Raw genomic sequence first — 12912 nt, forward strand, 5'->3', positions numbered from 1 at the left:
CCCGCCCATGCGTGCGTGCATCGACAAGCATCACGCTCCCGAGCAGCAAAGCCGGGCCGCGCCCAAGTGCGCAGCTAACGCGGTAACGCAGCCTCAACCATCACTTCGCCTGCTGGCGCTCGCACGAAAAAAGCTGAACTGACTCATCGATCACCGTCTGCGGACCACACCATGTTTGTGTTTGGAAACGTCGGTGTCTGGATCGCGCAGGGTAAGTCGACCGAACGATAAAGTCCTTCTGTTGGATATCTTGTCCACAGCCTGCTGCGTCATCGCTCAGACTCATCGGTTGCACAACATCGCATCAAAAACTTAGTATTCCGTGCGCAAACAAGGCGTAAAGTGGGGTCCGGTGAGGCTCTTCGGATGAGAAGACTTAGATTTATGAACAAGGTGGCGTACGACATTGCGCCAGGTTTATCTTATCCACATCCCGAAACGCGTACTTCGACGCGCACCGCTGATGACCTGATCGACCGCTGATTGAGCGGGGGGATCTCAGCCAGATGCCAGCCCCTCAACACACACACACACAACACAACACACCACACAGAATACAAAACACAAGACGATAAAAAAGCCGGCGATGCCGGCTTTTCTACATTTCATCCCAACACGATCTCAGCAGGTCATTGCACAACCTTACTGCTTGGATGCCACATTCAATGTGTTTTCATTGATGCCGCCGCCCAGTGCCTTGTACAGATCGATGGCATTGTTCAACCGCAGTTGGCGCGCCTGGATCAAGGCCTGCTGCGCAGAGAAGAGATCACGCTGCGCATCGAGCTGATCCAGTGAAGAGGCAATCCCGTTCTTGAAACGCAGATCAGTCAGTTTCAAACGCTCTTGCTGGGCTGCCAGGAAGGCCTCCTGGGCCTTGACCTGGTCCTCCAGGCTGCCCCGCGCAACCAGCGCATCCGCAACTTCCCGGAAAGCAGTCTGGATGGTCTTTTCGTAGGTCACCACGGCCAGGTTCTTGCGCACCTCGGTCAAGTCCAGATTGGCGCTATTCCGGCCGAAATCGAAGATGGGCAGCGATAACGAGGGACCGAAGCTCCAGGCACCCGAACCGCTTTCGAACAGACCGCCCAGGGTATTGCTGGCGCTGCCAAAACTGCCGGTCAGAGAAATACGTGGGAAGAACGCAGCGCGGGCCGCGCCGATATTCGCATTGGCTGCCAGCAGGCTCTGTTCGGCCGAACGGATGTCGGGACGATTGGTCAACAGCTCCGACGGCAGGCCCGCCGGGATATCGGTCACGATCTTTTCATCCGACAGCAGTTGCGCCGGCGGTAAGTCACCGACCTTCTTGCCGACCAGCAGCGTGAGGGCATTCTCGGCTTGCGCACGCTGACGTTCCAGCTGTGCCTTGGCTACGCGAGCCGACTCCACCAGCGTCTGCGTCAAGCGGAAATCCAGGGCCGAGCTGGCACCCACATCGAAACGCTTCTGCGCCAGGTCCAGATTGGATTCCCGCGACCTCAGGGTGTCATTGGCCAGTTGCAGCTGTTCGGCATAGGAGCGCTCAGACAGGTAGGCCTGTGCCACTTGCGCCACCAAGCTGATCTGTGCCGACTTCTGCGCCTCTTCGGTACTCAGATAGCTGGCCAGTGCCGCATCCTTGAGATTGCGCACGCGACCGAAGAAATCCAGTTCGTACGCCGGTACCGCCAGTCCCACCTGATAGCTGTTGCTGATCACCGGCTGGCCGGTCAGCGACTGGCTGGCCGCCGTACGGGTACGCGCAGCATTGCCGCTAACGTTCAGGTTGGGCAGCAGATCGGCGCGGGCGATCTGATATTGCGCACGCGCTTGCTCGATGTTGAGGACTGCCGTACGCAGATCGCGGTTGTTCTCGAGCGCCGCGGCGATCAGCTGCTGCAGCCGCTGGTCGGGGAAGAACTGGCGCCAGCCCAGATTGACGGCCTGCAGTTCGGCGCGGCCTGCGGCGTCAGCCGGATAGCCGGTTTCCACCGGCGCTTGCGGACGTTCATAGGTGGGAGCCAGCGAGCAGCCCCCCAGGACGCCGGCCACCAGCAGCGCTGCGCACATTTGCAGCAGGCGCGGTGAGCGCGGCAACGACAGATTAGCCATTGTTGTTCTCCACATTGATCTTGGGCGAATGGTCAGTGTCGAACTTGCGCTGACGATCGCTACCCTTGAAAATCTTGCGCACGACCACGAAGAAGATCGGCACCAGGAACACCGCCAGTACGGTCGCCGTGATCATGCCGCCCATCACACCGGTACCGATGGCGCGCTGGCTGGCAGAGCCGGCGCCAGAGGCAATCGCCAGCGGCAGCACGCCGAGGATGAAGGCCAGCGAGGTCATGATGATCGGACGGAAACGCAGGTGAACCGCCTCAAGCGTTGCCTCGATCAACCCCTTGCCCTGCGCCTGCAGATCCTTGGCGAACTCGATGATCAGGATCGCGTTCTTGGCCGACAGACCCACCACTGCGATCATGCCCACCTTGAAGTACACGTCGTTGGGCATGGCACGCAGCGTCACGCCCAGCAGTGCACCCAGGATACCCAGCGGCACCACCAGCATCACCGCCAGCGGGATGGAGGTGCTTTCATACAGCGCCGCCAGCACCAGGAACACCGCGATCAGCGACAGTGCGTACAGGGCAGGAGCCTGGTTGCCGGAGGTCTTTTCTTCCAGCGACTGACCAGTCCATTCGAAGCCGAAGCCCGGTGGCAGCTTGGCCACGAAGGATTCCAGTTCCGCCATCGCCTCACCGGTACTGCGGCCAGGAGCAGCGCCACCGGCGATCTTCATGGCCGGGTAGCCGTTGTAGCGGATCAGTTGTACCGGACCATTGATCCATTTCGCAGTGACGAAGGCGGAGAACGGAACCATGCCGCCATTGGAATTGCGGGCGTACAGGTTGGTCAGGTCTTCCGGTTGCAGACGACGGGTGGCGTCAGCCTGCACGATCACACGCTGTTGACGACCCAGGTTGGGGAAGTCGTTCACATAGGACGAGCCCAGCGCCGTGGACAGCACGCTGTTGATCGCCGAGAACGGCACGCCCAGGGCGTTGGCCTTGTCGCGGTCGATGTCCAGTTGCAACTGTGGCGCATCTTCCAGACCTTCCGGGCGCACCCCGGCCAGCACCTTGCTCTGCGCAGCCATCCCCAGAATCTGGTTGCGGGCCTGCACCAGCGCGGTATGGCCCATCCCGGCGCGATCCTGCAGACGGAAGGTGAAGCCGGTGGCATTACCCAGTTCCGGGATCGGCGGCGGGTTCAGCGGGAACACGATCGCATCCTTGATCTTCGAGAACGCACCGAAGGCCTTGCCCGCGACGGCGTCGGCCGACTGCGACTTGTCGCGTTCGGACCAGTCCTTCAGCGGGGTAAACACCAGTGCCGCATTCTGCCCATTACCCGAGAACGAGAAGCCAAGCACGGCGATAGCGTGTTCCACTGCCGGGTCCTTGAGGTAGTACTCCTCGATCTTCTTGACCACCTCGATGGTGCGCGCCGTGCTTGCACCCGGCGGCAACTGGACGTTGGTGATGATGTAGCCCTGGTCTTCATTGGGCAGGAAGGACGCGGGCAGGCGCACGTACAGCAAGCCCACGCAGGCCACGATCACGACATAGACGATCATGTAGCGGCCAGCCTTGTTCAGCATGCGGGCGATCACGCCCTGGTAGCCCGCGGCGGTGCTGTTGAACTTGCGGTTGAACCAGCCGAAGAAGCCCTTCTTTTCGTGGTGATGTCCCTTTTCGACCGGCTTGAGGATGGTGGCGCACAGCGCTGGCGTCAGCGTGAAGGCCATCAGCACCGAGAACACCATCGAAGCCACCATCGACAGCGAGAACTGTCGATAGATTGCTCCCACGGCGCCGCCGAAGAAAGCCATCGGGATGAACACCGCGATCAGCACCAGGGTGATACCGATCAGCGCGCCGCTGATCTGGCCCATGGCCTTGCGGGTCGCGTCTGCCGGCGCGAGACCTTCCTCGCTCATGATGCGTTCGACGTTTTCCACCACCACGATCGCATCGTCCACCAGGATACCGATGGCCAGCACCATGCCGAACATGGTCAGCACGTTGATCGAGAAGCCGAACAGCAGCAGCGTGGCAAAGGTACCCAACAGCGCCACCGGCACCACAATGGTGGGGATGATGGTGTAACGGATGTTCTGCAGGAACAGGAACATCACCAGGAACACCAGCACGATTGCTTCGATCAGGGTCTTGACCACTTCCTCGATCGAGATCTTGACGAACTTGGAGGTGTCGTAGGGGATGGTGTACTTCACGCCGGTCGGGAAGTACTTGGCCAGCTCATCCATCTTCTTGTGTACGGCGGTGGCGGTACCCAGCGCATTGGCCGTGGGCGAGAGCTGCACGCCGATGAAGGACGAGGGCTTGCCGTCCAGGCGACCGGAGGTGTCATAGCTCTGGCCACCGACCTCGACCCGGGCGACATCGCGCAGGCGCACCGACGAACCATTGGCATTGGCGCGCAGCACGATGTTGCCGAACTGCTCGGGCGAAGTCAGCTGACCGTTCACCACCACGGTGGCTGCGATCTGCTGGGTGCCCGGGCTGGGCAGGGCACCCAGTGTACCGCCGGCCACCAGCGCGTTCTGTGCCTGGATGGCTGCGGTCACGTCAGCCGGAGTCAGGTTCAGGCCGATCAGCTTGTTCGGATCGATCCAGATGCGCATGGCGCGCTCGGTACCGAACAGCTGTGCCTGGCCGACGCCGGGGACACGCTTGATTTCGTTGAGGACGTTACGCGACAGATAGTCACCCAGCGCCACCGGATCGAGCTTGCCGTCGGTCGAGGAAAGACCGATGAAGAGCAGGAAGTTGGAACGCGACTTGGTCACCTGCACGCCCTGTTGCGTCACGGCGGCCGGCAAGCGGGCCTCGACGCGCTTCAAGCGGTTCTGCACATCCACCGCCGCCAGGTCCGGATTGGTTTCCGGCGAGAAGGTGATGGTGATCTGCACCTGGCCATTGGCCTGGCTTTGCGACTCGATGTATTGCAGGCCATCGGCGCCGTTCATTTCCTGTTCGATCAGGCTGGTCACCGAATCGTCCAGGGTCTGCGCGGTCGCGCCCGGATAGGTCGCCGTGACCACGATGGTCGGCGGCGCAATGTTGGGGTACTGCGACACCGGCAGGCCGGTAATGGCCAGCGCACCGGCCAACATGATGAAGATCGCTAGCACCCACGCGAATACGGGGCGATCAATAAAAAACTTTCCCATCTGGCAGCCTCTTAGTTAGCTTTCGGTTGGGCGCTCGGGTCCTGCTTGGCCGGCTGGCCTTGCGCTTGTGCGGGAGCGCCCGCGGGATTCCATTGCACCGGTTTGACCGAAGCGCCCGGGCGGACCTTCTGCAGGCCCTCCACGATCACGCGGTCACCTTCCTTCAGGCCATCCAGGACCTGCCAGTTATTGCCACGCGCGCCGCCCGTCTTGACCGGACGCGGCTCGACCTTGTTCTCGGCATTGACCACCAGCACCGACGAGCCGCCGGCATCGCGCATCACAGCCTGTTGCGGCACCAGCAGGGCCTGTTCGTCCACTGCCTGCTCGATCTTGGTACGCACATAGGTACCCGGCAGCAGCAGGCGCTTGGGGTTGGGGAACTCGGCGCGCAGCGAGACCGAACCGGTGCTCTCGTCCACGCTGATGTCGGAGAACAGCAGCTTCCCAGGTTGTTCATAGGCTTGGCCGTTTTCCAGCACCAGGGTCACGCTGGCCTTGTTCTCGCCCACGCTCTTCAGCTGGCCTGCCGCCATGGCCTGCTGCAGCTTCAAGAGGTCTGCACTGGACTGGGTCACGTTGACATAGACCGGATCGAGCTGCTGCACCAGCGCCAGCTGCGTCGCATCGCCCTGACCCACCAGCGCGCCCTCGGTCACCAGTGCACGACCGATGCGGCCGGAGATGGGTGAGGTCACGGTGGCGTAGCCCAGATTCAGGCTGGCGGTCTGCACGGCAGCCTTGCCGGAGGCCACATCGGCTTCGGCCTGTTTCTGGGCGGCGACCGCGTTGTCATATTCCTGCTTGGAGACGGCGTTGACTTCCACCAGCGGCTTGTAGCGTTGCGCGGTCAGCGAGGTCTGCGTCAGATTGGCCTGGGCGCGCGCCAGCGTGGCTTGCGCGCTTTCCAGGCTAGCCTTGTACTGGGCCGGATCGATCTTGAACAGGACCTGGCCTTCCTTGACTTCGCTGCCTTCCTTGAAGACGCGCTTTTGCACGATACCGGCCACCCGTGCGCGCACTTGCGCCACGCGGAAGGCTTCCACCCGGCCAGGCAGTTCATTGGTAATGGCCACGCGTTGCGGGGCGATAGTCACCACCGACACCTCGGCCGGCGGCATCTGGCCGCCTTGGGCGGCGGGTTTTTGTCCGCAGGCGACCAGCGCAGCGGCAATGGCGACGGTCATGGTGAGGCGCGTGAAACGACTGACTGAGCTCATAGATATCTCGCACGAAAGTAAAGTTGAAGCCGCCAGGGCGGCGATGAAACGAATTCGGTAAAACCGGTAAGGACGATGATGCTGCGCCCGACGTCGCCGGCAGGAATTGGCGGGACGGCAGGATGAGGCATTGTTGCAATGCGAGAAATTCCCCGCCCGCTTGTCGGCGAGGGCGACGAATTTTTGCAGATGACTTACGACAGGGGCTTGGAGCGGATGCTATTATACATACATTCATGTATGTATGTATTTCTCTAAAACATCACATTAATTTAACAAACTTGTTCGAAACGGCGTAGCAAAATATGAGCGATTCCTTGCATTTTCCTGCAGAAGGCACTCTGATACCGTTTCCGCAGGGTTGAAACCGAGCTCTTCCGCATTGCCCGTCGCTACGCACGGGCCTTGGGTGAGACGAAACCGATGGCCCAATATTGTGTACGACGAATTCTTTCTATTCCATGACAGTTTCTGCTTAAGCACAATGCTTCACATGCGTTCTGCGCACTCTGAATATGTGCTCATGCAGCAATCCTTGCTCTCCATTCCCTCGGATGGTGGTATCCGGGTTCTTGCCGGAGGTGGCTGAGATGGCCCGTTCCACCAAGGAAGAAGCACTGGAAACGCGTGCCCGCATTCTCGATGCAGCCGAGCAGGTATTCCATGAGCGCGGCGTGTCGCAGACTTCGCTGGCTGATGTGGCCAAGGCGGCCGATGTCACGCGCGGTGCGATCTACTGGCATTTCAAGAACAAGAGCGACCTGTTCGATGCCATGTGCGAACGGGTGCGCTTGCCGATGGAGGCCGTACTGGAGGAAAACGCCAGCCCGCAGGTGGCCGATCCGCTCGGACAGTTCCTGCGCAGCGGCATCTATGTATTGACCATGGCGGCGACCGATGAGCGTTGCCGGCGCGTGTTCGACATCATCTTCAACAAGTGCGAATTCGCCGATGCTCACGATCCCATTTTGATCCGTCAGCGCGAGTGTCACGTCGATGGCATGTTGCGGCTGGAGCAGATTCTCGGCAATGCGGTGGCGCGCGGACAGTTACCGGCCACGCTGGATATCCGCCTGGCCTGCTTGATGGCTCATGCGACCTTCAGCGGCCTGCTGACGGACTGGTTCTTTTCACCGGAGAGTTTCGATCTGGTTGTGGAAGGCGAGCGCGTACTGGCTGCATCCCTGTACGCGCTGAAGGCTGCACCCTCGCTGCAGAAAGTGCCGGCAGCGGAGCGCTGAGTGAGGTAGGGACGGGCGGCCGGGGAGGCCAGGGAAGGAGAAAGACCGCCTTGCCACGCCATGCGGTCCGATCTGACCGGTCCGCATGGACGGGAGGGAGTACCGGCTCAGTAGGTCGGCATCGTAGGATCGACCTGCGAGGCCCAGGCGTGGACACCGCCGCTCAGGTTGATGACCTTGGTAAAGCCCTGGCGCTCCAGGAAAGCCGCGACCTGCATGCTACGTCCGCCATGGTGGCAGATGCACACCACCGGCTGTTCTTCGTCGAGCTCGGAAAAACGGCCGGGAATGGTGTTCATCGGTACCAGTTGCGTGCCGGCGATATGGCAGGTCTGGTGTTCCCAGGGTTCGCGCACATCCAGCAGCAGAGGCGTGGGGCGGTCCGGATCATTGATCCAGGCGGCCAGTTCCGGGGCAGAGATATGCTCCATGATGCTTTCCTGTAAGGTCAGAACGTGAAGTGGGACGGCACCAGCGCCGCATGCAGCGGCTTGGCCAGAGTTTCCACGATGTTCACGGTTTCAAACACATGTTCCGAGGTGCGGGTGATCAGTTGCAACTCCATCACCGGTGCGGAGCCGACGATGGCCAGCAGGCGACCGCCCACCTTCAGTTGCTTGCCGAATGCTTCCGGCAGCATCGGCAGCGAACCGGAAATGACGATCACGTCATATTCACCGGCCTTGCCATCGGCACCTGTCCAGCCCTGGGCGCCGTTGCCCAGTTGCACATCGACGTTGGCCACGCCATAGTCGGCCAGGTTCTGCTCGGCCAGTGCCTTCAGTTCGGGCGAGATTTCCACAGTGGTGACGTGACGCGCCTTATGCGCCAGCAGTGCCGCCATATAGCCCGAGCCGGCGCCGATTTCCAGCACGTATTCATGCTTCTTGACGTTGGCTTCCTGCAGCATGCGCGCCTCGATCTTGGGCGCCAGCATGTTCTCGCCGCCGGGCAGGGGGATCTCGGTGTCGAAGAAAGCCAGGCTGCGACAGGCGGCCGGGACGAATTCTTCACGCTTGACGACCATCAGCAGGTCCAGCACATCCTGCGCCAGCACATTCCAGGGACGGATTTGCTGTTCGATCATGTTGAAGCGGGCTTGTTCGATATTCATGGCGGTGGCTCGATCTAATCTAGTAGCGACGGAAAGGCAGCATTTTATCAAACACCGCCCAGCTAATCAGCCCATCTATGGCGGGAAAAAGCGGTAGGCGGGCCTTCTGTTGCGGGTTTTCCTCAGTGCAATGCGAGTGCATCCGGTGCTGGCGCAGAAAGATGGCGGTATTCTGCCGTCCGCAACTCACGCCATGAGCCCATTGAGGCAGAGGTCGATCATGTTCTCCAGATAGCAACGTGGATCGATGGGCGCCACCGCACAGGGCGCCAGCGACTGATCCCACAGCATCAGCATGACCACCGGGGCGACGATGACCTTTTTCATCGCTTCCGCGTCGATGCGTCTGAATTCCCCGCGCGCCATGCCGCGTTCCAATACGCGAACCACCGTGGCGTCGCCACGGGCGGTGATTTCCTCATGGTAGAAGCGTGCAAGTTCGGGGAAATTGCCGGATTCGGCCATCATCAGCTTGGCGATGCCCATCACGCCCGAGTGCGAGGCTGCCTCCCACCAGTGCATGATCAGATCGCGCAGCAGGTCGGCGCTGCTGCCGGCATGGCCATCGATGCGCGCCTCGGCCTGATCCAGCAAGGGCAGCATGCTGGTGCGCACCACCGCCTTGAAGAGACTTTCCTTGCCGTCGAAATAGAGATAGAGGGTGCCCTTGGAAACCCCGGCGCGGGTGGCCACGTCTTCCAGACGGGTCGCTGCATAGCCGCGCTCCACGAACAATTCCAGGGCCGCCGCCAGCAACTCCTGGGGGCGATCCTGCTTGCGTCGTTCCCAACGCGGTTCTTTGGCCGATGCAGACATGAGAAACAAAATTACCGGGACGGGGCACTGTAAGTGGCAAGCCGCGCTGGCGTCAAGCCGTTGGCGCAAGGTGGCGTCATCCATTGCGATTGCCGTAGGCAGGTCGTTGGCGGTGGTGATGCACTACAATGCAGGCCCACCGTCCCACCACCAGGAAGCTAGATGAAGTGCCGAGACGCCTGCGGCGCCTGCTGCATTGCCCCCTCCATCACCAGCCCGATTCCCGGCATGCCCGAGGGCAAGCCGGCCAACGTGCCATGCGTGCAACTGGGTCAGGACATGCGCTGCAAGATTTTTGGACAACCTGGACGGCCGGCGTTCTGCGCAGGACTGCAGCCCTCCGCAGAAATGTGCGGCGACGACCGTAGCCAGGCCATTGCCTGGCTTACCCGGCTGGAGGCGCTGACGGCGCCCGAGCCCTTATCTGTCGCCGGTTAAAAGGCCTCTTCGCGCCGCCGTCGCGCTTCGTCGCGGATATCTTCAATGAGGCGCCGCGTATCCACCTTTTCTTTGAGGTGTGCGGCATGGGCTTCTCGGCTGATTGGAGCGATGGTCGTCAGCTCCTTCAGATCGGCAGTACTTTCTTCGTGTCGATGATGCACCGCTGCTCCTGATTCGATGGGGAGAGAACTCCCGCGTTGTACCACGGATCAGCCAAGTATAGCGCGATTGAGTCCAAATGACTGCCGATACGGTGCGGATACCGTCCCGATGCCTCTTGATTGCGTTCAGGAAATGTCAGGCAGGTCAGGGAAAGATTTCCGCCAGCCGTTCGCTGGGACGCACCAGCATCGTTCCCTTGGGGGCGACGACGATGGGGCGGTTGATCAGCACGGGATGCTCCAGCATGGCATCGATCAGCTGTTCATCGGTCACGTCCGCAGCATCCAGCCCCAGCTCCTGGTACAGCGCTTCCTTGGTTCGCACCACCTCGCGCACCGGCACGCCCATGGCAGCGATCAACTGCTTCAAGGTGGCGCGGTCAGGCGGGTTCTTCAGGTATTCGATGATGGTCGGCTCCACACCGCCGTCGCGCAGGCCCTGCAGCACATTGCGCGAGGTGCCGCAGCGCGGGTTGTGATAGATGGTAAAAGTGCTCATGCGAATCCCGATGGATGAATGAAAAAACCGCATGGTAACGCGTTATCGCAGCAGGAAAACGCGAGTTTTGTTACGTTGCTAAGGTAGAATCCGACTTTGTTGCAGTGCACCGACTGCACTTTTTTCACCTTGGCGCGGTCGAAACGCCGGTTTGCACCGATGCTGGCTTGCCGATGTGACTTGTTGGCGGTGCATTTGCACGATTCCGGCCATATCGGTATCGATTTCGCGGATAAATCTGCGTCGTCAGCGCCATTTCCCTTCAACTCCTCAGAAAAAGCCACCCCCAGCTACCGTATGGATACCATCCTCGCGCTCAAGGCGCTCATCATGGGCATTGTCGAAGGCCTGACCGAATTCCTGCCCATCTCCTCCACCGGCCACCTGATCCTGGCCAACAGCCTCCTGGAATTCACCGGCCCCTCTTTCTCCAAGGAAAAAGCCGACGTCTTCGAAATCGTGATCCAGGCCGGCGCCATCCTGGCAGTGTGCTGGGAATATCGCGTGCGCATCGCCACGGTCCTCACCGGCATGTTCACCGACCGCAAGGCGCAGCGCCTGGTCATCAACCTGATCATCGCCTTCCTGCCGGCCGCCATCCTGGGCTTTTTGTTCAGTCGCCGTATCAAGGAAGTGCTGTTTAATCCGGTCTCGGTGGCCATTGCCTTCATCGTCGGCGGCCTGATCATCCTGTGGGTGGAGCGCCGCAACAAGGATCGCATGAGCATGGCCTCGGCCCGGGTCGAAACCGTGGACGACATGACCCCGCTGGACGCGCTGAAGGTCGGCATCGCCCAGGCCTTCGCCCTGATCCCCGGCACCAGCCGCTCCGGCGCTACCATCATCGGCGGCATGATGTTCGGCCTGTCGCGCAAGGCCGCCACCGAGTTTTCCTTCTTCCTGGCCATACCGACCCTGTTTGCCGCCACCCTCTATTCGCTCTACAAGGAGCGCGCGCTGTTGTCGGCGGCCGATGTCCCGCTGTTCACGGTGGGCACGGTGGCCGCCTTCGTCTCCGCCTTCCTGTGCGTACGCTGGTTGCTGCGCTACATCAGCTCGCACGACTTCACGATCTTCGCCTGGTATCGCATCGTCTTCGGCATCATCGTGCTGGTCACCTCCTATACCGGCGTGGTGGCCTGGGTCGAGTAAAGCGTCGTCGTCAGGACCCCGTCAGCCAGCGCCTTCCGTGGCGCGGTACACTGCAGCACCCGCCGCCGGCCTCGACGCCGGCGGCGTTCACAACTCTCTTTCGCCACCCCCTTCAGAGCACACTCCATGGCCAACGTCTGCAGCGCCGGGCTTGATATCGGCTTTGCCTCCCTGAGCTACGCACAGATCGGTTTCCTCGGCATCGTCCAGGGCATCACCGAACTGCTCCCCATTTCCTCGACCGCCCACATGCGCATCGTGCCCGCCTTTCTCGGCTGGCAGGACCCGGGTTCGGCCTTCTCGGCCGCCATGCAACTGGCAGCCCTGGCAGCCGTGATCAGCTACTTCCGGCGCGATGTCGCGGCCGTCACTGGTGGCAGCCTGGCGGCCTGGCGCCGTCGCGATTTCAGTGACCCCATGTTCAAGCTGGCCGTGGCCATCATCCTGGCCACCATTCCCATCGGCATTGCCGGCCTGGCGCTATCGCACGTCCTCAACGCCTGCGGCTCGCCGCTGCGCAGCCTGTCCGTGATCGGCTGGTCCTGCATCGCCATGGCGCTGCTGCTGGCGCTCTCCGAACTGGTCTGCCGGCATCGCCGCAGCGTCGACCAGATGCGCCTGCGCGATGCCCTCATCGTCGGCCTGGCCCAGGTCGGCGCGCTGATCCCGGGTGTTTCCCGCTCCGGTTCCACGCTCACGGCAGCGCTGTTCCTCAATTTCCGTCGGGAAGAAGCCGCACGCTTCTCCTTCCTGCTCGGGCTGCCGGCCATCGCCCTGGCTGGCCTGAAGGAACTGGTGGTGCTGCTGCACGCACACATCCCCCTGGAAGCCTGGGGAGTGCTGCTGTTCGGCCTGGCCGTGGCGAGCGTCTCGGCCTTTGCCGCCATCTGGGGTTTGATGAAATTCCTGGAGCGTTTCTCCACGTGGCCCTTCATCATCTATCGAGCTGTACTGGGTGTTTTCCTGCTGTTTGCAGTGTCGCGAGGCTGGCTGCAATAAAATAGCGCCTTCGCTACGCAGCAGCTT

At 61.4% G+C, this 12912-nt stretch carries 12 protein-coding genes; 4 read left to right on the forward strand and 8 right to left on the reverse strand.

Translation table 11 applies throughout. From position 1 onward, the window contains the following. Nucleotides 1–642: 642 nt before the first annotated feature. Genes I5R65_RS05940 through I5R65_RS05950 form a run of 3 tightly spaced genes read right to left on the reverse strand, consistent with a single transcriptional unit; the run spans nt 643 to nt 6462 of the window. The gene (locus I5R65_RS05940; protein WP_305037723.1) at nt 643–2094 is read right to left on the reverse strand and encodes an efflux transporter outer membrane subunit; all 1452 of its coding nucleotides are present in this window, start codon (nt 2092–2094) and stop codon (nt 643–645) included. After that, nucleotides 2087–5242, reverse strand: coding sequence for an efflux RND transporter permease subunit (locus tag I5R65_RS05945; RefSeq protein ID WP_180665368.1), 3156 nt, complete (start codon nt 5240–5242; stop codon nt 2087–2089). The genes I5R65_RS05940 and I5R65_RS05945 overlap by 8 nt, the downstream gene beginning before the upstream one ends. A gap of 11 nt (nt 5243–5253) precedes the next feature. Further along, nucleotides 5254–6462: an efflux RND transporter periplasmic adaptor subunit gene (locus I5R65_RS05950; protein ID WP_180665369.1), complete on the reverse strand. Its 1209-nt coding sequence runs from the start codon at nt 6460–6462 to the stop codon at nt 5254–5256. A gap of 590 nt (nt 6463–7052) precedes the next feature. Between I5R65_RS05950 and I5R65_RS05955 the strand changes: the two genes are divergently transcribed. Continuing rightward, nucleotides 7053–7703 carry a TetR family transcriptional regulator gene (locus I5R65_RS05955; RefSeq protein ID WP_180665370.1) on the forward strand — a complete coding sequence of 217 codons (651 nt, stop codon included), beginning with the start codon at nt 7053–7055 and terminating at the stop codon, nt 7701–7703. 107 nt (nt 7704–7810) lie between these two features. Here the strand turns inward: I5R65_RS05955 and I5R65_RS05960 are convergent, their stop codons facing one another. From I5R65_RS05960 to I5R65_RS05970, 3 genes are all read right to left on the reverse strand, one after another. Then, nucleotides 7811–8134, reverse strand: coding sequence for a rhodanese-like domain-containing protein (locus I5R65_RS05960; RefSeq protein WP_180665371.1), 324 nt, complete (start codon nt 8132–8134; stop codon nt 7811–7813). A 17-nt stretch (nt 8135–8151) separates the two neighbouring features. Beyond that, nucleotides 8152–8817, reverse strand: a complete 666-nt coding sequence (locus I5R65_RS05965) for a protein-L-isoaspartate O-methyltransferase (protein WP_180665372.1) — start codon at nt 8815–8817, stop codon at nt 8152–8154. A 186-nt stretch (nt 8818–9003) separates the two neighbouring features. Beyond that, complete coding sequence (locus I5R65_RS05970; RefSeq protein ID WP_180665373.1) at nt 9004–9633, reverse strand: TetR/AcrR family transcriptional regulator; 630 nt, start codon at nt 9631–9633, stop codon at nt 9004–9006. A gap of 162 nt (nt 9634–9795) precedes the next feature. Between I5R65_RS05970 and I5R65_RS05975 the strand changes: the two genes are divergently transcribed. Continuing rightward, nucleotides 9796–10071: a YkgJ family cysteine cluster protein gene (locus I5R65_RS05975; RefSeq protein ID WP_180665375.1), complete on the forward strand. Its 276-nt coding sequence runs from the start codon at nt 9796–9798 to the stop codon at nt 10069–10071. Here the strand turns inward: I5R65_RS05975 and I5R65_RS05980 are convergent. Continuing rightward, nucleotides 10068–10235, reverse strand: a complete 168-nt coding sequence (locus I5R65_RS05980; protein ID WP_180665376.1) for a hypothetical protein — start codon at nt 10233–10235, stop codon at nt 10068–10070. The genes I5R65_RS05975 and I5R65_RS05980 overlap by 4 nt on opposite strands. 145 nt (nt 10236–10380) lie before the next feature. Beyond that, on the reverse strand, nt 10381–10734 hold the full coding sequence (gene arsC / locus I5R65_RS05985; protein WP_180665377.1) for an arsenate reductase (glutaredoxin): 354 nt from the start codon (nt 10732–10734) through the stop codon (nt 10381–10383). 297 nt (nt 10735–11031) lie between these two features. Here arsC and I5R65_RS05990 point away from each other — a divergent pair, with 297 nt between their 5' ends. Together I5R65_RS05990 and I5R65_RS05995 are read left to right on the forward strand one after the other, a co-directional pair. Further along, nucleotides 11032–11886 carry an undecaprenyl-diphosphate phosphatase gene (locus tag I5R65_RS05990; RefSeq protein WP_180665378.1) on the forward strand — a complete coding sequence of 285 codons (855 nt, stop codon included), beginning with the start codon at nt 11032–11034 and terminating at the stop codon, nt 11884–11886. A gap of 126 nt (nt 11887–12012) precedes the next feature. Continuing rightward, nucleotides 12013–12885 (forward strand): undecaprenyl-diphosphate phosphatase, encoded by an 873-nt coding sequence (locus I5R65_RS05995; protein ID WP_180665380.1) that lies wholly within the window; start codon nt 12013–12015, stop codon nt 12883–12885. Nucleotides 12886–12912: the final 27 nt, after the last annotated feature.

The organism is Herbaspirillum sp. AP02 (assembly GCF_015767275.1).
Classification (GTDB): domain Bacteria; phylum Pseudomonadota; class Gammaproteobacteria; order Burkholderiales; family Burkholderiaceae_D; genus Herbaspirillum.